Here is a 20,841-nt window from a genome sequence, read left to right on the forward strand (position 1 = left end):
CTGACTGCTTGACGCTCTACTGATGCACCCAACATCACCGCGAAGAATCTCGACATTCGGTTCATGGATGACTTTGAACGAACGCGCTTACCCGGCGCCCCTCGAGTTTCTGCGCACGCTTTAGCAAAGAAGAGAGAGTTAATCCGAATATGCCCACCCGCTCGAAGATCATCTATACCTTCACCGACGAAGCCCCAGCCCTCGCCACCTATTCCCTGCTGCCGATCATCGAGGCTTATACGGCCTCGGCCGATATCGCCGTGGAAACCCGCGATATCTCTCTTGCAGCGCGCATCCTGGCCAGCTTCCCCGAGCAACTGGGCGACAAAGCCGTAGCCGACCACCTCGCCGAACTGGGCGACCTGGCCGTTACGCCTGAAGCCAACATCATCAAGCTGCCGAACATCAGCGCTTCGGTGCCACAGCTGCAAGCCGCGATCAAAGAGCTGCAGGCGCAGGGTTACAACCTGCCGGACTACCCGGAAACCGTGACCAGCGACGCCGACAAAGACGCCAAGGCGCGTTACGACAAGGTCAAGGGCAGCGCCGTGAACCCGGTTCTGCGCGAAGGCAACTCCGACCGCCGCGCTCCGCTGTCGGTGAAGAACTACGCGCGCAAGCACCCGCACAAAATGGGCGCCTGGGCCAAAGACTCCAAGTCCCACGTCGCTCACATGAGCACCGGCGATTTCTACGGCAGCGAAAAAGCTGCCCTGATCGACGCCGCTGACGCCGTGAAGATCGAACTGATCGCCAAAGACGGCACCGCTACCGTCCTGAAAGAAAAAACCACCGTTCAGGCTGGCGAGATCCTCGACTGCGCCGTGATGAGCAAAAACGCCCTGCGCGCGTTCATCGCTGCGGAAATAGAAAGCGCCAAGGCCCAGGGCGTGCTGCTCTCGGTTCACCTGAAAGCGACCATGATGAAGGTCTCCGACCCGATCATGTTCGGCCAGATCGTTGCCGAGTTCTATAAAGACGCCCTGACCAAGCACGCTGATGTGCTGAACCAGATCGGCTTCAACCTGAATAACGGCATCGGCGATCTGTACGCGCGCATCAAGGCCCTGCCTGGCGATCAGCAAGCACAGATCGAAGCGGACATCGCCGCGGTCTACGCTGCGCGTCCGTCGCTGGCGATGGTCAACTCCGACAAAGGCATCACCAACCTGCACGTGCCGAGCGACGTCATCGTCGACGCCTCGATGCCGGCGATGATCCGTGACTCCGGCAAAATGTGGGGCACCGACGGCCAGTTGCACGACACCAAGGCCGTGATCCCGGATCGTTGCTACGCAACCATCTACCAGGCCGTGATCGAAGACTGCAAAGCCAATGGCGCCTTCGACCCGACCACCATGGGCAGCGTGCCAAACGTTGGCCTGATGGCGAAGAAAGCCGAAGAGTACGGCTCGCACGACAAGACCTTCCAGATCAAGGCTGACGGTGTGGTTCGTGTGACCGACAGCAAAGGCACCCTGCTGATGGAGCAGGCAGTTGAAGCCGGCGACATCTTCCGCATGTGCCAGACCAAAGACGCGCCGATCCAGGACTGGGTCAAACTGGCCGTCAACCGCGCTCGCGCGAGCAGCACGCCGGCCATCTTCTGGCTGGACCCGATGCGCGCTCACGATGGCGTGGTGATCGAGAAGGTTCAGGCTTATCTGAAGGATCACGACACTGCCGGTCTGGACATCCAGATCATGGCGCCGGTCGACGCGATGAAGTACACCCTGCAGCGCACCCGCGAAGGCAAGGACACCATTTCGGTGACCGGTAACGTGCTGCGCGACTACCTGACCGACCTGTTCCCGATCATGGAACTGGGCACCAGCGCCAAGATGCTGTCGATCGTGCCGCTGATGAACGGCGGTGGCCTGTTCGAAACCGGCGCCGGCGGTTCGGCTCCGAAGCACGTGCAACAACTGGTTGAAGAGAACTTCCTGCGCTGGGATTCGCTGGGTGAGTTCCTCGCCCTGGCCGCTTCTCTCGAGCATCTGGGTGTGAACTACAACAACCCGAAAGCACTGGTGCTGTCGAAAACCCTGGACCAGGCCACTGGCCAGTTCCTCGACAACAACAAGTCGCCATCGCGCAAAGTCGGCAACATCGACAACCGCGGCAGCCACTTCTACCTGGCAATGTACTGGGCTCAGGCCCTGGCCGCCCAGACTGAAGACGCTGCACTGCAAGCGCAGTTCGCGACACTGGCCAAGACGCTGACCGAGAACGAGGCAACCATCGTTGCCGAGCTCAACGCCGTTCAGGGCAAGCCAGTCGACATCGGCGGTTACTACCACGCCGACGCCGAGCTGATCAGCAAGGCCATGCGCCCAAGCGCAACCTTCAACGCGGCGATTGCTGCGCTGGTTTAAGGTTGTAGCGCTGTAAACAGACCCCGGCCGAGTGCCGGGGTTTGTGTTTCTGCTGACAACACAAAACCCTTGTAGGAGTGAGCCTGCTCGCGATAGCGGTATACCATTCACCATTAATGGCGACTGATAGCACCGCTATCGCGAGCAGGCTCACTCCTACAAGGGATTGGGTTTCAACCAATAGATTGAGGAGGTTTTATGGAATGGCTCCCCCACATCACCGTCGCCACCGTCGTCGAGGACAACGGCCGTTTCCTGATGGTCGAAGAGCACAAGGCCGGGCGTAACGTGCTCAATCAGCCGGCCGGGCATCTCGATCCGGATGAAACACTGATCGACGCCGCCATCCGCGAAACCCTTGAAGAAACCGGCTGGGACGTCGAACCCACCGGGGTGATCGGCATCTACCTGTACACCGCACCGAGCAACGGTGTGACTTATCAGCGTGTATGTTTCAGCGCCAAAGCCGTGCAACACCACCCGGATTACCAACTCGACGACGGCATCCTCGGCGCCAAGTGGCTGACCCGCGACGAATTAATTGCCCAGCGCGACAACTGGCGCAGCGAGCTGATCATCCGTTGCATCGACGATTACCTGGCCGGTCATCACTTCAGCCTCGAACTGATCCGCCCTTCTCTTTAGCCTTGCGGCCGCGAGCCTGATAGAATCGCGCCCTTTTCCAAGACACTCATTGAATCCCTATGCGTGATCCAGCCCCTTCTGACACATCCAAGCAGCGCGTCATTGTCGGCATGTCCGGCGGCGTGGACTCTTCCGTTTCCGCACTTCTGCTGATCGAGCAGGGCTATGAAGTGGAAGGCCTGTTCATGAAGAACTGGGAAGAAGACGACGGAACGGAATACTGCACCGCCATGGACGATCTGGCGGATGCGCAGGCCGTGTGCGACAAAATCGGCATCAAGCTGCACACCGCCAACTTTGCCGCCGAGTACTGGGACAACGTGTTCGAGCATTTCCTCGCCGAATACAAGGCCGGACGCACCCCGAACCCGGACATCCTCTGTAACCGCGAGATCAAGTTCAAGGCGTTCCTCGACTACGCCATGATGCTCGGCGCCGACCTGATTGCCACCGGCCACTATGTTCGCCGCCGCGACATCGACGGTCGCACCGAACTGCTCAAGGGCCTGGACCCGAACAAGGATCAGAGCTATTTCCTGCACGCCGTCGGCGGTGAACAGATCGCCAAGACGCTGTTCCCGGTCGGCGAACTGGAAAAGCCGCAAGTACGCGAAATTGCCGAGAAATACGAGCTGGCCACCGCGAAGAAGAAGGACTCCACCGGGATCTGCTTTATCGGCGAGCGGCGCTTCAGCGATTTCCTCAAGCAATACCTGCCAGCCCAGCCAGGCGAGATCAAGACCACCGAAGGCGAAGTCATCGGCCGTCACCACGGCTTGATGTACCACACCATCGGCCAGCGCCAGGGCCTCGGCATCGGCGGCTTGAAAGACGCCGGTGATGAGCCGTGGTACGTGCTGCGCAAAGATCTGGACACCAACGAGCTGATCGTCGGCCAGGGCAACAACCATCCGTGGCTGTTTTCCAGCGCCCTGCTCGCCTCGGAAATCTATTGGGTCAACCCGATCGACCTGAGCCAGCCGATGCGCCTGACCGCCAAAGTGCGTTATCGCCAGAGCGATCAGGCCTGCACCCTGGAAAAAACCGCCAACGGCTACCGCGCCGTGTTCGACGAACCGCAACGCGCGGTGACGCCGGGTCAATCGGTGGTGTTCTATGACGGGGAAATCTGCCTCGGCGGCGGCGTGATTGAAGTCGCCGAACCGTGGAGCGGCCAGGCATGAGCCCGACTCAGGAGCAACTGACGGCGCTGGGCGGTGTGTTTCTCGCCGCTGTGCTGGTCGACCGCATCGCCAAGACCGGACAGACCCACGAAGCCGGTCTGAGCTGCATGCTCGGCAGCCTGCTGGTGCGCGATCCGAAAGATACGCTGGATGTGTACGGCGGCGATGACCTCAATCTGCGCGAGGGCTACCGCGCACTGATCGGCGCCCTTGAACGTGATCCAAGCACCTTGCAGCGCGAGCCGCTGCGCTACGCCCTGTCGATGCTCGGTCTGGAGCGGCAGTTGGCCAAGCGCGGCGACATGCTGGAAGTGATCGGCAAGCGTCTGCCGCAGATCCAGTCGCAGGTCGAACACTTTGGCCCTGCCCACGAAAACGTGATCGCCGCGTGTGGCGCGCTGTATCAAGACACCCTGAGTACGCTACGCCAACGCATTCAAGTGCACGGCGACATGCGCAATCTGCAGCAGCCAAGCAACGCCTCGAAAATCCGCGCCCTGCTCCTTGCCGGTATTCGCTCGGCGCGCCTGTGGCGCCAGCTCGGCGGCCATCGCTGGCAGTTGGTGATCAGCCGCCGCAAGCTGCTCAAAGAGCTGTATCCGTTGATGCGCAGCGAGTAAACGCTGCGCCATAAAAGCTTTGTAGTCTGTAACGCGTAATACGCCGGTCAGTTGGCAGCGGATCGGCGGATTTTTTCATGTATGATACGCGCCCCATTTCGTTGCCCGACTGTCCGAGAACACCCCATGCAGCTCTCTTCGCTCACTGCGGTTTCCCCTGTAGACGGCCGCTACGCCGGCAAAACCCAGGCCCTGCGCCCGATTTTCAGCGAGTACGGTCTGATCCGTGCCCGCGTCCTGGTTGAAGTGCGCTGGCTCCAGCGCCTGGCCGCCCACGCCGGTATCCCTGAAGTACCGGCCTTCTCCGCCGAAGCCAACGCCGTTCTCAATGAACTGGCGGAAAACTTCTCGCTGGAGCACGCCGAGCGCGTCAAAGAGATCGAGCGCACCACCAACCATGACGTCAAGGCGATCGAATACCTGCTCAAGGAGCAGGCGGCCAAGCTGCCGGAGCTGGCCAGGGTCAGCGAGTTCATCCACTTTGCCTGCACCAGCGAAGACATCAACAACCTGTCCCACGCCCTGATGCTGCGCGAAGGCCGTGACGAGGTGATGCTGCCGCTGATGCGCCAGACCGCCAACGCCATCCGCGAGCTGGCCATCCGTTTCGCCGACGTGCCAATGCTGTCGCGCACCCATGGTCAGCCGGCTTCGCCGACCACTTTGGGTAAAGAACTGGCGAACGTGGTTTACCGCCTCGAGCGTCAGATCGCTCAGGTCGCTGCCGTTCCGCTGCTGGGCAAGATCAACGGCGCCGTCGGCAACTACAACGCGCACCTGTCGGCCTACCCACAGATCGACTGGGAAGCCAACGCCCGCGCCTTCATCGAAGACGAGCTGGGCCTGGGCTTCAACCCGTACACCACGCAGATCGAACCGCACGACTACATTGCCGAACTGTTCGACGCCATTGCGCGCTTCAACACCATCCTGATCGACTTCGACCGTGACATCTGGGGCTACATCTCCCTGGGCTATTTCAAGCAGCGCACCATCGCCGGCGAAATCGGTTCGTCGACCATGCCGCACAAGGTCAACCCGATCGACTTCGAAAACTCCGAAGGCAACCTGGGCATCGCCAACGCGCTGTTCCAGCACCTGGCGAGCAAACTGCCGATCTCCCGCTGGCAGCGCGACCTGACCGACTCCACCGTATTGCGTAACCTCGGTGTCGGCTTCGCCCACAGCGTGATCGCCTACGAAGCCAGCCTCAAAGGCATCAGCAAACTCGAGCTGAACGAGCAGAAGATTGCCGCTGACCTGGATGCTTGCTGGGAAGTATTGGCCGAGCCGATCCAGACCGTGATGCGCCGCTACAACATCGAAAACCCGTACGAAAAACTGAAAGAACTGACCCGCGGCAAGGGCATCAGCCCTGAAGCGCTGCAGACTTTCATCGATGGCCTGGACATGCCAGCCGAGGCGAAAGCCGAGCTCAAGCAACTGACCCCGGCCAACTACATCGGCAACGCTGTGGCACAAGCCAAACGCATCTGATCGACCGTTTGCCCCGTTTAAGACGCCCGGCCGCGCCGGGCGTTTTTATTCCCGTCTGAAAAGTGCTTTTTTTCAATAGGTTACATATGAATTCCGATATTCCTCTTCAACTTCTGGGCGGCCTTACAGCTCGCGAATTCCTGCGCGACTACTGGCAGAAAAAACCGCTGCTGATTCGTCAGGCGATTCCTGACTTCGAAAGCCCGATCGACGCCGACGAACTGGCCGGCCTGGCCTTGGAAGAAGAAGTCGAATCGCGTCTGGTCATCGAGCACGGCGAGCGCCCTTGGGAACTGCGTCGCGGCCCGTTTGCCGAAGACGAGTTCAGCAAGCTGCCCGAGCGCGAGTGGACCCTGCTGGTACAAGCGGTCGACCAGTTCGTGCCGGAAGTCAGCGAACTGCTGGAAAACTTCCGCTTCCTGCCGAGCTGGCGCGTCGACGACGTGATGATCAGCTTCGCCGCCCCAGGTGGCAGCGTCGGTCCGCACTTCGACAACTACGACGTGTTCCTGCTTCAGGGCCACGGCAAGCGCAACTGGAAAATCGGCCAGATGTGCGATTCCGAGAGCCCGCTGTTGCAGCACGCCGATCTGCGCATCCTCGCCGAGTTCGAACAGACCGAAGAATGGGTGCTGGAGCCAGGTGACATGCTCTACCTGCCACCGCGCCTGGCCCATTGTGGCGTCGCGGTCGACAACTGCATGACCTACTCGGTGGGCTTCCGTGCCCCGAGCGCCGCTGAAGTGCTGACCCATTTCACCGACTTCCTCAGCCAGTTCCTGACCGACGAAGAGCGCTACACCGATGCCGACGCACAGCCAGCGGCCGACCCGCATCAGATTCAACATGACGCGCTGGATCGCCTGAAAAGCCTGCTCGCCGAACACATGAGCGACGAGCGTCTGCTGCTGACCTGGTTCGGCCAGTACATGACCGAGCCGCGCTACCCGGAACTGGTGGTCGGCCCGGAAGACGTCGAAGAAGACGATTTCCTCGCCGCCCTCCAGGACGGCGCCGTACTGATTCGCAACCCGAGCGCGCGTCTGGCCTGGTCCGAAGTCGACGACGACCTGCTGCTGTTCGCCAGCGGCCAGAGCCGTTACCTGCCGGGCAAGCTGCGCGAACTGCTGAAGCTGATCTGCGCCGCTGACGCCCTGCACACCGATAACCTCGGCGAGTGGCTGAACGATGAAGACGGTCGCGGCCTGCTGTGCGAACTGGTCAAGCAAGGCAGTCTGGGGTTCGCCGATGAATAAAATTCGCGTTCGTGTCGCAGACTGGCAGAAGGATATCGCCGAGATCCGGCGCATTCGTGAAGCGGTGTTCATCGCCGAGCAATCGGTGCCGCCCGAGCTTGAGTGGGACGCGGACGACGCGACCGCCGTGCATTTTCTGGCCTTTGAAGGCGACTTTCCGATTGGCACCGCGCGCCTGCTGTCCGATGGGCACATCGGCCGGGTCTCGGTGCTGAAAGACTGGCGCGGGATGAAGGTCGGTGACGCGCTGATGCAAGCGGTGATCGCCGAAGCCGAAGCGCGCGGCCTGAAGCAACAGATGCTCAGCGCGCAGGTGCAGGCCACGGCGTTCTATGAGCGCCTGGGGTTCAGCCTGGTCAGCGAGGAGTTTCTCGAGGCCGGGATTCCGCATGTCGATATGGTTCGGCATTCGACCTGATACCGAGGCGCGGCCTTCGCGAGCAGGCTCGCTCCCACAGGGAGTCTCCAGCGAACACAGATTTTGTGTGCAGCAGAGATCCAATGTGGGAGCGGGCTTGCTCGCGAAGAAGCCCTCCAGCACAGCGCAAAATTCACTACTGAACATGCAAAACCCTGTGGCGAGGGGATTTATCCCCGTTCGGCTGCGCAGCAGTCGCCAACCCAGCGCGCTCGATTCAACTGACTCGCCGCGTTTTCAGGATTTGGGGCTGCTTCGCAGCCCATCGGGGATAAATCCCCTCGCCACAAGAGCAGTTCTCGAAACGCCCCGTCATCCAACGCTGCCGGGGCGTTTTGCTGTCTACGATTCAACTTGCCCCACCCCGGGCCGACAAACTGGCACTATCAAGCCTTTCGAACGCGGAGATAACGGACATGTCCCTACGCACCCTGCTCACCACCCTGCTGCTCGGTTGCAGTTTTTCGGTGCTGGCAGCCACAGAAATCGTCCCCCTCAAGTACCACACCAGCGCCGACATGCTGCCGGTGGCGCAGGACTTTATCGGCCAGGACGGTCAGGTCAGCGCCTACGGCAACCAACTGATCGTCAAGGCTGAGCCGGGCAAGATTCAGGAATTGAAGGACCTGCTGGCGCAACTCGATACCGCGCCCAAGCGCTTGCTGATCACCGTCGACACCAATGAAAACAACGGCCGTGGCGACGAAGGTTACTCGGTCAACGGCGCCCAGCCGAATCAGACCCGCATCATCAGCCGCAGCACCACCAGCCGTAACGGCGGCGTGCAACAGATTCAGGCCAGCGAAGGCGCTCCGGCATTGATTCAGGTCGGTCAAAGCGTGCCGATCACCAACACCCAGAGCGATTCCTACGGCGGCTACAGTAGCGAAACCCAGTACCGCAACGTCACTCAGGGCTTCTACGTGACAGCCAGCGTTACCGGCGACACCGTTCATCTGGCAATCAGTACCAACCGTGACCGCATGAGCCAGGAGCGTCCCGATGTAGTGAACGTGCAAAGCACCGACACAACCGTCACCGGGCGCCTCGGTGAATGGATCACCCTGGCGGGCGTCAACAGCCAGACTCAGGCCGACAAACAGGGCCTGACCCGCAGCTACTCGACTCAAGGCCGGGATGACATGACCCTGCGGGTGAAAGTCGACACGCTGGACTAAAGCACCGAAAACTGACTGATTAGTCGTATTAGACGAAAGATGTAGTGCTTGAAAAAAAGCACTACAAAACGTTTGACGAGGCAAAAAAGCAGAGGCATGATGGCCTCGCTCCCGCTAATCAGAGGCCCTGGCAAGGGCCTTCGAAGCGCCGTTCGCACCTACCCCGCGAACCGTTTCGTGTCTGTACCGCCCACAAGGTGTGTTTGACGAGGTTGCCGACTGGAACGAAGTTGTCCCGAGGGACGGAAGCGTATTTAGGTAACCCGGCTTCACGCTGTTGATCGCATAAAGGCCCACGACGCCCAAATGTGCCTGCAGTACGCCACTACCTGCTCACTTCCCCTCGAGCCCATCGTTCATCCCGTCGCCTACCCCGCCGAATCCGCCATGACCCCGAAGCTTCTGGTCAGCGAGCGCAGGAATTTTCCACCGCAGAACAACTTTTCATAAAAGACGCGACGAGGTTTATCTCCATGGCACTGACACGCGAACAGCAAATTGCAGCCCTCGAAAAAGACTGGGCTGAGAACCCGCGCTGGAAAGGCGTGACTCGCACTTACTCCGCTGCTGACGTGGTCCGTCTGCGTGGCTCGGTTCAGCCTGAGCACACCTTCGCGAAGATGGGCGCCGAGAAGCTGTGGAACCTGGTCACCCAGGGTGCCAAGCCGTCCTTCCGTCCAGAGAAAGATTTCGTCAACTGCATGGGCGCCCTGACCGGCGGCCAGGCTGTGCAGCAAGTCAAGGCCGGTATCCAGGCGATTTACCTGTCGGGCTGGCAAGTGGCAGCGGACAACAACTCCGCAGAATCCATGTACCCGGACCAGTCGCTGTACCCGGTGGACTCGGTGCCAACCGTGGTCAAGCGCATCAACAACTCGTTCCGTCGTGCCGACCAGATCCAGTGGAAAGCCGGCAAGAACCCGGGCGATGAAGGCTACATCGACTACTTCGCACCAATCGTGGCCGACGCTGAAGCCGGTTTCGGCGGCGTGCTGAACGCCTACGAGCTGATGAAAAGCATGATCGAAGCAGGCGCCGCCGGCGTTCACTTCGAAGACCAACTGGCGTCCGTGAAGAAATGCGGACACATGGGCGGCAAGGTACTGGTACCCACCCAGGAAGCCGTACAGAAGCTGACCGCTGCGCGTCTGGCAGCTGACGTTGCTGGCACACCGACCATCATTCTGGCCCGCACCGACGCCAACGCGGCCGACCTGCTGACCTCCGATTGCGACCCGTACGACCAGCCATTCGTCACTGGCGAACGTACTCAGGAAGGTTTCTACAAGGTGCGTGCCGGCCTGGATCAAGCCATCGCCCGTGGTCTGGCTTACGCGCCATACGCCGATTTGATCTGGTGCGAAACTGCCAAGCCGGACCTGGACGAAGCCCGTCGCTTCGCCGAAGCGATCAAAAAGGAATACCCGGACCAGCTGCTGTCGTACAACTGCTCGCCTTCCTTCAACTGGAAGAAAAACCTGGACGACGCGACCATCGCCAAGTTCCAGCGCGAGCTGTCCGCCATGGGCTACAAGCACCAGTTCATCACCCTGGCCGGCATTCACAACATGTGGCACAGCATGTTCAATCTGGCGCACGACTACGCCCGCAACGACATGACTGCCTACGTGAAGCTGCAAGAGCAGGAATTCGCTGACGCCGCCAAGGGTTACACCTTCGTGGCTCACCAGCAGGAAGTGGGCACCGGCTACTTCGACGACATGACCACCGTGATCCAGGGCGGCTCGTCCTCGGTGACCGCGCTGACCGGTTCGACCGAAGAAGAACAGTTCCACTGATAACGCTTCGCTGAGCAAACGGCCTTTGCGGATCGAATAAAAAGCTAACTGCAGAGCCGCCAAACTGACGCCCCGACTGGATCGGGGCGTTTTTTTTGCCTGCGTGAATCTCAAAGACACCACAAATCCTTTGTAGGAGTGAGCCTGCTCGCGATAGCGGTGTGTCCGACACCCGATGCGTTACAGGAACACCGCTATCGCGAGCAGGCTCACTCCTACAGGTTTTGTGTTTTCCTGTGCGAAAACATTGATCTGACGCGGTACAAGCGTCAGAAATTTCCGCTAAAACGGTAGGCTTCGCTACTTGCAGTAACGCGCAAGTAAGACAACTTCCCAACCACTCACTCGTTAAACAGTTACAAAACCACTCCAAACGATATCAATTATCATTCAGCGGCAACTATGTTCGTTACATTCCCTACAAAACAGTAATTGATGGAAACCCGCCTAATGCCCGCAACGCATGGGCCGCAGGGCTTTGAGGAAGCGCTATGTCCTTAATCCGGTAAATAATTTCGCCTTTGGAATTTTACTTGCCGGGTGTTTAGCCATAAAATCAGCCCGATTGATTGCTGCGACATATCGTCACTGCCTATTTCTTTATCAAGCTCAGAGACCTTTGCTCTCTGTTAAGGATTACCAGCATGCCCGAAGCGACAGGACTCATGGCCCACAACTGGGGCTTTGCCATTTTCCTTCTGGGTGTCGTCGGCCTGTGTGCCTTCATGCTTGGCGTCTCCAGCCTCCTTGGGTCAAAAGCCTGGGGTCGCAGCAAAAACGAACCGTTCGAGTCGGGCATGCTACCTACCGGTGGCGCCCGCTTGCGGCTCTCAGCCAAATTCTATCTGGTCGCGATGCTGTTCGTGATCTTCGATATCGAAGCCCTCTTTCTCTTTGCATGGTCTGTGTCCGTCCGCGAAAGCGGCTGGACCGGATTCGTCGAAGCTCTCGTTTTCATAGCAATTCTGTTGGCAGGTCTTGTCTACCTGTTCCGAGTGGGCGCCCTTGACTGGGCTCCGGAAGCTCGTCGCAAGCGGCAGGCGAAGCTGAAACAATGAGGCTTTGGCAATGCAATACAATCTCACCAGGATCGACCCCGATGCTCCTAACGAGCAGTATCCGATTGGCCAGCGGGAAACCGTTTCCGATCCGTTAGAAGATCAAGTCCACAAAAACATTTTCATGGGCAAGCTGGAAGACGTGCTGAGTGGCGCGGTCAACTGGGGACGTAAGAACTCCCTGTGGCCGTACAACTTCGGCCTGTCGTGCTGCTACGTGGAAATGACCACCGCCTTCACGGCGCCCCACGACATCGCGCGCTTTGGCGCCGAAGTGATCCGGGCCTCGCCGCGTCAGGCCGACTTCATGGTTATCGCCGGTACCTGCTTCATCAAGATGGCGCCGATCATTCAGCGTCTCTATGAGCAGATGCTCGAACCGAAGTGGGTTATCTCCATGGGTTCGTGCGCCAACTCCGGCGGCATGTACGACATCTACTCCGTGGTTCAAGGCGTAGACAAGTTCCTGCCCGTGGACGTCTACGTACCTGGCTGTCCGCCCCGTCCGGAAGCATTTCTGCAAGGCTTGATGCTTTTGCAGGAATCGATTGGACAGGAGCGTCGTCCGCTTTCCTGGGTCGTTGGTGATCAAGGCGTGTATCGCGCCGACATGCCTTCGCAGAAGGATGCGCGCCGCGAACAGCGAATCGCAGTCACCAACCTGCGCAGCCCTGACGAAGTCTGATCCAGTTCTGTTCCAAGTAACGAGAAGCTGGCTTCATTCTTTACGTTGACCGAAAGCGAAAAAATAACCATGACTACAGGCAGTGCTCTGTACATCCCGCCTTATAAGGCAGACGACCAGGATGTGGTCGTCGAACTGAACAACCGTTTTGGCGCCGAAGCGTTCACCGCGCAGGCAACCCGCACCGGCATGCCGGTGCTGTGGGTCGCGCGCACCAGGCTCGTTGAAGTCCTGACGTTCCTGCGCAACCTGCCCAAGCCGTACGTCATGCTCTATGACCTGCACGGCGTGGACGAGCGTCTGCGCACCAAGCGTCAAGGGCTGCCGAGCGACGCCGAGTTCACCGTGTTCTATCACCTCATGTCGCTGGAGCGTAATAGTGACGTGATGATCAAGGTGGCCTTGTCCGAAGGCGACCTCAGCATGCCTTCCGTCACCAGCATCTGGCCGAACGCCAACTGGTACGAGCGTGAAGTCTGGGACATGTTCGGCATCGACTTCAAAGGCCACCCGCACCTGTCGCGCATCATGATGCCGCCGACCTGGGAAGGTCACCCGCTGCGCAAGGACTTCCCGGCGCGCGCCACCGAATTCGACCCGTACAGCCTTAACCTCGCCAAGCAGCAGCTTGAAGAGGAAGCGGCGCGTTTCCGTCCTGAAGACTGGGGCATGAAGCGTTCCGGGGCCAACGAGGACTACATGTTCCTCAACCTCGGTCCGAACCATCCTTCGGCGCACGGTGCATTCCGCATCATTTTGCAGCTGGACGGCGAAGAGATCGTCGACTGCGTTCCGGACATCGGTTACCACCACCGTGGCGCCGAGAAGATGGGCGAGCGTCAATCCTGGCACAGCTACATTCCGTACACCGACCGCATCGACTACCTCGGCGGTGTGATGAACAACCTGCCGTACGTGCTCTCGGTCGAGAAGCTTGCTGGTATCAAGGTGCCCGAGAAGGTCGACGTCATCCGCATCATGATGGCCGAGTTCTTCCGTATCACCAGCCACTTGCTGTTCCTGGGTACGTACATCCAGGACGTCGGCGCCATGACCCCGGTGTTCTTCACCTTCACCGACCGCCAGAAGGCGTACACGGTGATCGAGGCGATTACCGGTTTCCGCCTGCACCCGGCCTGGTACCGCATCGGTGGCGTCGCCCACGACCTGCCGCGCGGCTGGGAAAAACTGGTCAAGGACTTCGTCGAGTGGATGCCCAAGCGTCTGGACGAATACACCAAGGCCGCCCTGCAGAACAGCATTCTCAAGGGCCGTACCGTCGGCGTCGCCGCCTACAACACCAAAGAGGCCCTGGAATGGGGCGTCACCGGTGCCGGCCTGCGTTCGACCGGTTGCGATTTCGACCTGCGTAAAGCGCGTCCGTACTCGGGCTACGAGAACTTCGAATTCGAAGTTCCGCTGGCCGTCAACGGCGATGCCTACGACCGCTGCATGGTTCGCGTTGAAGAGATGCGCCAGAGCATCAAGATCATCGACCAGTGCATGCGCAATATGCCGGAAGGCCCGTACAAGGCGGATCACCCGCTGACCACGCCGCCGCCGAAAGAGCGCACGCTGCAGCACATCGAAACCCTGATCACGCACTTCCTGCAAGTTTCGTGGGGCCCGGTCATGCCGGCCAACGAATCCTTCCAGATGATCGAAGCGACCAAGGGCATCAACAGTTATTACCTGACGAGCGACGGCGGCACCATGAGCTACCGTACCCGGATCCGCACCCCAAGCTTCCCGCATCTGCAACAGATCCCTTCGGTGATCAAAGGCAGCATGGTCGCGGACTTGATTGCGTACCTGGGTAGTATCGACTTCGTTATGGCCGACGTGGACCGCTAAGCATGAACAGCACGCTTATCCAGACAGACCGTTTCACCTTGAGTGAAACCGAGCGCTCGGCCATCGAGCACGAGCTGCATCACTACGAAGACCCGCGCGCGGCGTCGATCGAAGCCCTGAAGATCGTTCAGAAGGAACGCGGCTGGGTGCCGGATGGCGCCCTCTACGCGATCGGCGAGATCCTCGGCATCCCGGCCAGCGACGTTGAAGGCGTGGCGACGTTTTACAGCCAGATCTTCCGTCAACCGGTCGGCCGCCACATCATTCGCGTCTGCGACAGCATGGTCTGCTACATCGGCGGCCACGAGTCGGTGGTCAGCGAAATCCAGAACAATCTGGGCATCGGCCTGGGCCAGACCACCGCCGACGGTCGTTTCACCCTGCTGCCGGTCTGCTGCCTCGGCAACTGCGACAAGGCGCCGGCGCTGATGATCGACGACGACACCTTTGGCGACGTGCAGCCTGCTGGCGTGGCCAAACTGCTCGAGGGCTACGTATGACCCTGACATCTTTCGGTCCTGCCAACCGCATTCAGCGTTCGGCCGAGACTCACCCGCTGACCTGGCGTCTGCGCGATGACGGCGAAGCCGTATGGCTCGACGAATACCAGGCCAAGAACGGTTACGCCGCTGCGCGCAAGGCCTTCGCCGACATGGATCAGGACGCCATCGTCCAGACCGTGAAGGACGCTGGCCTGAAGGGTCGCGGCGGCGCCGGCTTCCCGACCGGCGTCAAGTGGGGCCTGATGCCCAAGGACGAATCCATCAACATCCGCTACCTGCTGTGCAACGCGGATGAAATGGAGCCGAACACCTGGAAAGACCGCATGCTGATGGAGCAACTGCCCCATCTGCTGATCGAAGGCATGCTGATCAGTGCCCGCGCGCTGAAAACCTACCGTGGCTACATCTTCCTGCGTGGCGAATACACCACCGCCGCCAAGCACCTCAACCGTGCCGTGGAAGAAGCCAAGGCTGCTGGCCTGCTGGGCAAGAACATCCTCGGTTCCGGTTTTGATTTCGAGCTGTTCGTGCACACCGGTGCCGGGCGTTACATCTGCGGTGAAGAAACTGCACTGATCAACTCCCTCGAAGGCCGCCGCGCCAACCCGCGCTCCAAGCCGCCCTTCCCCGCCGCCGTCGGCGTGTGGGGCAAGCCGACCTGCGTGAACAACGTCGAAACCCTGTGCAACGTGCCGGCGATCATCGCCGACGGCGTTGACTGGTACAAATCGTTGGCCCGCGAAGGCTCCGAAGACATGGGCACCAAGCTCATGGGCTTCTCCGGCAAGGTCAAGAACCCGGGCCTGTGGGAACTGCCATTCGGCGTCACCGGTCGCGAACTGTTCGAAGATTACGCCGGCGGCATGCGCGACGGCTTCAAGCTCAAGGCCTGGCAGCCAGGTGGCGCCGGTACCGGTTTCCTGTTGCCGGAACACCTCGACGCACAAATGTACGCCGGCGGCATCGCCAAGGTCGGCACCCGTATGGGTACCGGTCTGGCGATGGCGGTGGATGACAGCGTCAACATGGTCTCGCTGCTGCGCAACATGGAGCAGTTCTTCGCCCGCGAATCCTGCGGTTTCTGCACCCCGTGCCGCGATGGTTTGCCATGGAGCGTCAAGCTCCTGATGGCCATCGAGCAAGGCAAGGGCCAGCCAGGCGACATCGAGACCCTGCTGGGTCTGGTCGGTTTCCTCGGCCCGGGCAAGACCTTCTGTGCTCACGCACCGGGTGCCGTGGAGCCGTTGGGCAGTGCCATCAAATACTTCCGTCCAGAGTTCGAAGCCGGTATCGCGCCTGTCAGCGCCGCCGTCCCGCCTCTGGCAAGGCCGATCGTAGTCGGCGCGTAAACGCTTAAAAAGGCGAAGGGTCCGTGCCCTTCGCCTTTCGTCCGATGACGCCCTTCGGGGCTGTTTGGATTCGGACGCATAACAAGATTCCATTAGCCACGCCCGCTGACACCGGGCCAACGAAGACCTTTGAACCATGGCCACTATCCACGTAGACGGCAAAGCGCTCGAAGTCGACGGGGCAGACAACCTGTTACAGGCATGTCTGTCGCTGGGCCTCGACATTCCATATTTCTGCTGGCACCCCGCGCTTGGTAGCGTCGGGGCTTGCCGCCAGTGTGCGGTCAAGCAGTACACCGACGAAAACGACACCCGTGGTCGCATCGTCATGTCCTGCATGACGCCTGCCACCGACAACACCTGGATCTCCATCGACGATGAAGAATCCAAGGCGTTCCGCGCCAGCGTTGTCGAATGGCTGATGACCAACCACCCGCACGACTGCCCGGTGTGCGAAGAAGGCGGTCACTGCCACCTGCAAGACATGACGGTGATGACCGGCCACAACGAGCGCCGTTATCGCTTCACCAAGCGCACCCACCAGAACCAGCAACTGGGCCCGTTCATTTCCCACGAGATGAACCGTTGCATCGCTTGCTACCGTTGTGTGCGTTTCTACAAGGACTACGCCGGCGGCACTGACCTCGGTGTGTTCGGCGCTCACGACAACGTGTATTTCGGTCGCGTTGAAGACGGCACGCTTGAGAGCGAGTTCTCCGGCAACCTCACCGAGGTCTGCCCGACCGGTGTGTTCACCGACAAGACTCACTCCGAGCGCTACAACCGCAAATGGGACATGCAGTTTGCCCCGAGCATCTGCCACGGCTGCTCGAGCGGTTGCAACATCTCCCCGGGCGAGCGTTACGGTGAACTGCGTCGTATCGAAAACCGTTTCAACGGTTCGGTGAACCAGTACTTCCTCTGTGACCGTGGCCGTTTCGGTTATGGCTACGTCAACCGCACCGACCGTCCACGTCAGCCGCTGCTGGCCGACGGCACCAAGCTGAGCCTCGACGCTGCGCTGGATAAAGCCGCCGATCTGCTGCGCGGTCGCAACATCGTCGGTATCGGTTCGCCGCGTGCCAGCCTCGAAAGCAACTACGCGTTGCGCGAACTGGTCGGTGCCGAGCACTTCTATTCGGGCATTGAGGCTTCCGAGCTGGAGCGCATCCGTCTGGTCCTGCAGGTGCTGAACGACAGCCCGCTGCCCGTGCCGAACATGCGCGAGATCGAAGACCACGACGCGATTTTCGTCCTCGGCGAAGACCTGACCCAGACCGCTGCGCGTATGGCTCTGGCCCTGCGTCAGTCGGTCAAGGGCAAGGCTGAAGACATGGCCGAAGCCATGCGCGTCCAGCCTTGGCTTGACGCTGCCGTGAAGAACATCGGTCAGCACGCGCTGAACCCGCTGTTCATCGCCAGCCTCGCCGAAACCAAGCTCGACGACGTCGCCGAAGAATGTGTACACGCCGCTCCCGACGATCTGGCGCGCATCGGTTTTGCCGTTGCTCACGCACTGGATGCCAGCGCCCCGGCCGTTGACGGTCTGGACGCCGAAGCGCTGGAACTGGCGCAGCGCATCGCCGACGCCCTGCTCGCCGCCAAGCGCCCGCTGATCATCGCCGGTACTTCGCTGGGCTCCAAAGCGCTGATCGAAGCCGCCGCCAACATTGCCAAAGCATTGAAGCTGCGCGAGAAAAACGGTTCGATCAGCCTGATCGTGCCGGAAGCCAACAGCCTCGGTCTGGCCATGCTCGGTGGTGAATCGGTCGACGCCGCGCTGCAAGCGGTTATTGATGGCAAGGCCGACGCGATCGTCGTGCTGGAAAACGATCTGTACACCCGCACCGCCAAAGCCAAGGTCGATGCCGCACTGGACGCCGCGAAAGTGGTGATCGTCGCCGACCATCAGAAAACCGCTACCACCGACCGCGCACAACTGGTGCTGCCAGCGGCGAGCTTCGCCGAGGGCGACGGTACGCTGGTCAGCCAGGAAGGCCGCGCCCAGCGCTTCTTCCAGGTTTTCGATCCGCAGTACATGGATGCGAGCATCCTGGTTCACGAAGGCTGGCGTTGGCTGCACGCCTTGCGCGCCACCCTGCTCAACCAGCCGATCGACTGGACGCAACTCGACCACGTTACCGCCGCCGTTGCTTCGAGCACCGCGCAACTGGCGCGTATCGTCGACGCTGCACCGTCGGCTGCGTTCCGCATCAAAGGTCTGAAACTGGCGCGTGGGCCGCTGCGTTATTCCGGTCGCACCGCGATGCGCGCCGACATCAGCGTCCACGAACCGCGCACCCCGCAAGACAAGGACACCGCGTTCGCCTTCTCCATGGAAGGTTACTCGGGCTCTGCCGAACCGCGTCAGCAGGTTCCTTTTGCATGGTCGCCGGGCTGGAACTCGCCACAAGCGTGGAACAAGTTCCAGGACGAAGTCGGTGGTCACCTGCGCGCTGGCGATCCGGGCACCCGCCTGATCGAAAGCACTGGCGATTCGCTGAACTGGTTCGCCACCGCGCCGCGTGCGTTCAGTCCGGCGCCGGGTACCTGGCAAGCCGTGCCGTTCTTCCACTTGTTCGGCAGCGAAGAAAACTCTTCGAAAGCTGCACCGGTGCAAGAGCGCATTCCGGCGCCTTACGTGGCTCTGGCGAAATCCGAAGCGGACCGCCTCGGCGTCAACGACGGTGCCCTGTTGAGCCTGAACGTGGCCGGCCAGACCTTGCGTCTGCCGCTGCGCATCAATGAAGAACTGGGCGCCGGTCTGGTGGCATTGCCTGCGGGCATCGCCGGCATTCCACCGGCATTCGCCGGCGTGTCCGTCGACGGTCTGCAGGAGGCAGCGCAATGACCTGGTTCACCCCTGAAGTGATCGATGTGATCCTGACGGTCATCAAAGCCATCGTGATTCTGCTGGCCGTAGTGGTCGCAGGCGCCTTGCTCAGCTTTGTCGAACGTCGCCTGCTGGGCTGGTGGCAGGACCGTTACGGTCCGAACCGCGTTGGCCCGTTCGGCATGTTCCAGATCGCTGCCGACATGCTGAAGATGTTCTTCAAGGAAGACTGGACCCCGCCGTTTGCCGACAAGGTGATCTTCACCCTGGCGCCGGTGGTGGCCATGTCCGCCCTGCTGATCGCCTTTGCGATCATCCCGATCACCCCGACCTGGGGCGTGGCGGATCTGAACATCGGCCTGCTGTTCTTCTTCGCGATGGCGGGTCTATCGGTCTATGCGGTGCTGTTCGCCGGATGGTCGAGTAACAACAAGTTCGCCCTGCTCGGCAGCTTGCGTGCCTCGGCGCAGACCGTGTCCTACGAAGTGTTCATGGGCCTGGCCCTGATGGGCATCGTGGTGCAGGTCGGCTCGTTCAACATGCGCGACATCGTCGAGTACCAGGCGCAGAACCTGTGGTTCATCATTCCGCAGTTCTTCGGCTTCTGTACCTTCTTCATTGCTGGCGTGGCCGTGACTCACCGTCACCCGTTCGACCAGCCGGAAGCGGAACAGGAACTGGCCGACGGTTACCACATTGAATACGCCGGTATGAAATGGGGCATGTTCTTCGTCGGTGAATACATCGGCATCATCCTGATCTCGGCGCTGCTGGTCACCCTGTTCTTCGGTGGCTGGCACGGTCCGTTCGGCATCCTGCCGCAACTGTCCTTCGTCTGGTTCGCATTGAAGACCGCGTTCTTCATCATGCTGTTCATTCTGCTGCGCGCTTCCATCCCGCGTCCGCGTTATGACCAGGTGATGGATTTCAGCTGGAAATTCTGCCTGCCACTGACCCTGATCAATTTGCTGGTAACCGCTGCGGTTGTGTTGTTGAACACGCCTGCGGTTGCGGTTCAGTGAGGATTTGACCCATGTTCAAATATATTGGCGACATCATTAAGGGTACCGGTACCCAGTTGCGCAGCATGGTCATGATCTTCGGTCATGGCTTTCGCAAGCGCGACACCCTGCAATATCCCGAGGAGCAGGTCTACCTGCCGCCGCGTTACCGTGGCCGCATCGTCCTGACGCGCGACCCGGATGGCGAAGAACGCTGCGTAGCCTGCAACCTGTGCGCCGTGGCGTGCCCGGTGGGTTGCATCTCGCTGCAGAAAGCTGAAACCGAAGACGGTCGCTGGTACCCGGACTTCTTCCGGATCAACTTCTCGCGCTGCATTTTCTGCGGTCTCTGCGAGGAAGCCTGTCCGACCACCGCGATCCAGTTGACCCCGGATTTCGAGATGGCCGAGTTCAAACGTCAGGACCTGGTGTACGAGAAAGAAGATCTGTTGATCTCCGGCCCCGGCAAAAACCCTGATTACAACTTCTATCGTGTTGCAGGTATGGCAATCGCTGGCAAGCCGAAAGGCGCTGCGCAGAACGAAGCCGAACCGATCAACGTGAAGAGCTTGCTGCCTTAAGGAAG

Annotated in this window: 17 protein-coding genes; all 17 read left to right on the forward strand. The window is 60.3% G+C overall.

Annotation, left to right across the window (positions count from 1 at the left end; all coding sequences use genetic code 11):
* Positions 1–149: 149 nt before the first annotated feature.
* On the forward strand, positions 150–2,375 hold the full coding sequence (locus HU755_RS17710) for an NADP-dependent isocitrate dehydrogenase (RefSeq protein WP_186634941.1): 2,226 nt from the start codon (positions 150–152) through the stop codon (positions 2,373–2,375).
* Positions 2,376–2,573: 198 nt separating this feature from the next.
* Positions 2,574–3,020, forward strand: a complete 447-nt coding sequence (locus tag HU755_RS17715; protein WP_186634944.1) for an NUDIX hydrolase — start codon at positions 2,574–2,576, stop codon at positions 3,018–3,020.
* Positions 3,021–3,079: 59 nt separating this feature from the next.
* The gene (gene mnmA, locus HU755_RS17720) at positions 3,080–4,204 is read left to right on the forward strand and encodes a tRNA 2-thiouridine(34) synthase MnmA (RefSeq protein ID WP_186622982.1); all 1,125 of its coding nucleotides are present in this window, start codon (positions 3,080–3,082) and stop codon (positions 4,202–4,204) included.
* The gene (hflD, locus tag HU755_RS17725) at positions 4,201–4,824 is read left to right on the forward strand and encodes a high frequency lysogenization protein HflD (protein WP_186551810.1); all 624 of its coding nucleotides are present in this window, start codon (positions 4,201–4,203) and stop codon (positions 4,822–4,824) included. The genes mnmA and hflD overlap by 4 nt, the downstream gene beginning before the upstream one ends.
* A gap of 126 nt (positions 4,825–4,950) precedes the next feature.
* A complete protein-coding gene (gene purB, locus HU755_RS17730; RefSeq protein WP_186634947.1) occupies positions 4,951–6,321 on the forward strand; it encodes an adenylosuccinate lyase in 1,371 nt (456 codons plus the stop codon).
* An 86-nt stretch (positions 6,322–6,407) separates the two neighbouring features.
* Entirely contained in the window at positions 6,408–7,577 is a 1,170-nt protein-coding gene (locus tag HU755_RS17735) for a cupin domain-containing protein (protein ID WP_186634951.1), read from the forward strand.
* Positions 7,570–7,995, forward strand: coding sequence for a GNAT family N-acetyltransferase (locus tag HU755_RS17740; RefSeq protein ID WP_186634954.1), 426 nt, complete (start codon positions 7,570–7,572; stop codon positions 7,993–7,995). Before HU755_RS17735 ends, HU755_RS17740 begins: the two co-directional genes overlap by 8 nt.
* Before the next feature lie 416 nt (positions 7,996–8,411).
* Positions 8,412–9,173, forward strand: a complete 762-nt coding sequence (locus HU755_RS17745; RefSeq protein ID WP_186551807.1) for a secretin N-terminal domain-containing protein — start codon at positions 8,412–8,414, stop codon at positions 9,171–9,173.
* Between the two features lie 473 nt (positions 9,174–9,646).
* Positions 9,647–10,972 (forward strand): isocitrate lyase, encoded by a 1,326-nt coding sequence (gene aceA, locus HU755_RS17750; protein ID WP_186622975.1) that lies wholly within the window; start codon positions 9,647–9,649, stop codon positions 10,970–10,972.
* Positions 10,973–11,616: 644 nt separating this feature from the next.
* Positions 11,617–12,030 carry an NADH-quinone oxidoreductase subunit A gene (locus HU755_RS17755; protein ID WP_003223812.1) on the forward strand — a complete coding sequence of 138 codons (414 nt, stop codon included), beginning with the start codon at positions 11,617–11,619 and terminating at the stop codon, positions 12,028–12,030.
* A gap of 10 nt (positions 12,031–12,040) precedes the next feature.
* Positions 12,041–12,715: an NADH-quinone oxidoreductase subunit B family protein gene (locus HU755_RS17760; RefSeq protein WP_186634957.1), complete on the forward strand. Its 675-nt coding sequence runs from the start codon at positions 12,041–12,043 to the stop codon at positions 12,713–12,715.
* Positions 12,716–12,784: 69 nt separating this feature from the next.
* Positions 12,785–14,569 (forward strand): NADH-quinone oxidoreductase subunit C/D, encoded by a 1,785-nt coding sequence (gene nuoC, locus HU755_RS17765; protein ID WP_186634960.1) that lies wholly within the window; start codon positions 12,785–12,787, stop codon positions 14,567–14,569.
* Positions 14,570–14,571: 2 nt separating this feature from the next.
* Positions 14,572–15,069, forward strand: coding sequence for an NADH-quinone oxidoreductase subunit NuoE (nuoE, locus tag HU755_RS17770; protein ID WP_003223804.1), 498 nt, complete (start codon positions 14,572–14,574; stop codon positions 15,067–15,069).
* Positions 15,066–16,421 carry an NADH-quinone oxidoreductase subunit NuoF gene (gene nuoF / locus HU755_RS17775; protein ID WP_064363636.1) on the forward strand — a complete coding sequence of 452 codons (1,356 nt, stop codon included), beginning with the start codon at positions 15,066–15,068 and terminating at the stop codon, positions 16,419–16,421. The genes nuoE and nuoF overlap by 4 nt, the downstream gene beginning before the upstream one ends.
* A 136-nt stretch (positions 16,422–16,557) precedes the next feature.
* Entirely contained in the window at positions 16,558–19,272 is a 2,715-nt protein-coding gene (nuoG, locus tag HU755_RS17780; protein WP_186634964.1) for an NADH-quinone oxidoreductase subunit NuoG, read from the forward strand.
* Entirely contained in the window at positions 19,269–20,276 is a 1,008-nt protein-coding gene (gene nuoH / locus HU755_RS17785) for an NADH-quinone oxidoreductase subunit NuoH (RefSeq protein ID WP_039763316.1), read from the forward strand. Before nuoG ends, nuoH begins: the two co-directional genes overlap by 4 nt.
* 11 nt (positions 20,277–20,287) lie before the next feature.
* The gene (gene nuoI, locus HU755_RS17790) at positions 20,288–20,836 is read left to right on the forward strand and encodes an NADH-quinone oxidoreductase subunit NuoI (RefSeq protein WP_186534151.1); all 549 of its coding nucleotides are present in this window, start codon (positions 20,288–20,290) and stop codon (positions 20,834–20,836) included.
* Positions 20,837–20,841 lie beyond the last annotated feature (5 nt).

It is taken from the genome of Pseudomonas sp. SWRI111 (assembly GCF_014268555.1).
GTDB lineage: Bacteria > Pseudomonadota > Gammaproteobacteria > Pseudomonadales > Pseudomonadaceae > Aquipseudomonas > Aquipseudomonas hamedanensis.

Bases quoted from the DNA above. Each gene is read 5' to 3' on its own strand.
- HU755_RS17710 (WP_186634941.1), top strand. From the start codon at position 150: ATGCCCACCCGCTCGAAGATCATCTATACCTTCACCGACGAAGCCCCA.
- HU755_RS17715 (WP_186634944.1), top strand. From the start codon at position 2,574: ATGGAATGGCTCCCCCACATCACCGTCGCCACCGTCGTCGAGGACAAC.
- mnmA (WP_186622982.1), top strand. From the start codon at position 3,080: ATGCGTGATCCAGCCCCTTCTGACACATCCAAGCAGCGCGTCATTGTC.
- hflD (WP_186551810.1), top strand. From the start codon at position 4,201: ATGAGCCCGACTCAGGAGCAACTGACGGCGCTGGGCGGTGTGTTTCTC.
- purB (WP_186634947.1), top strand. From the start codon at position 4,951: ATGCAGCTCTCTTCGCTCACTGCGGTTTCCCCTGTAGACGGCCGCTAC.
- HU755_RS17735 (WP_186634951.1), top strand. From the start codon at position 6,408: ATGAATTCCGATATTCCTCTTCAACTTCTGGGCGGCCTTACAGCTCGC.
- HU755_RS17740 (WP_186634954.1), top strand. From the start codon at position 7,570: ATGAATAAAATTCGCGTTCGTGTCGCAGACTGGCAGAAGGATATCGCC.
- HU755_RS17745 (WP_186551807.1), top strand. From the start codon at position 8,412: ATGTCCCTACGCACCCTGCTCACCACCCTGCTGCTCGGTTGCAGTTTT.
- aceA (WP_186622975.1), top strand. From the start codon at position 9,647: ATGGCACTGACACGCGAACAGCAAATTGCAGCCCTCGAAAAAGACTGG.
- HU755_RS17755 (WP_003223812.1), top strand. From the start codon at position 11,617: ATGCCCGAAGCGACAGGACTCATGGCCCACAACTGGGGCTTTGCCATT.
- HU755_RS17760 (WP_186634957.1), top strand. From the start codon at position 12,041: ATGCAATACAATCTCACCAGGATCGACCCCGATGCTCCTAACGAGCAG.
- nuoC (WP_186634960.1), top strand. From the start codon at position 12,785: ATGACTACAGGCAGTGCTCTGTACATCCCGCCTTATAAGGCAGACGAC.
- nuoE (WP_003223804.1), top strand. From the start codon at position 14,572: ATGAACAGCACGCTTATCCAGACAGACCGTTTCACCTTGAGTGAAACC.
- nuoF (WP_064363636.1), top strand. From the start codon at position 15,066: ATGACCCTGACATCTTTCGGTCCTGCCAACCGCATTCAGCGTTCGGCC.
- nuoG (WP_186634964.1), top strand. From the start codon at position 16,558: ATGGCCACTATCCACGTAGACGGCAAAGCGCTCGAAGTCGACGGGGCA.
- nuoH (WP_039763316.1), top strand. From the start codon at position 19,269: ATGACCTGGTTCACCCCTGAAGTGATCGATGTGATCCTGACGGTCATC.
- nuoI (WP_186534151.1), top strand. From the start codon at position 20,288: ATGTTCAAATATATTGGCGACATCATTAAGGGTACCGGTACCCAGTTG.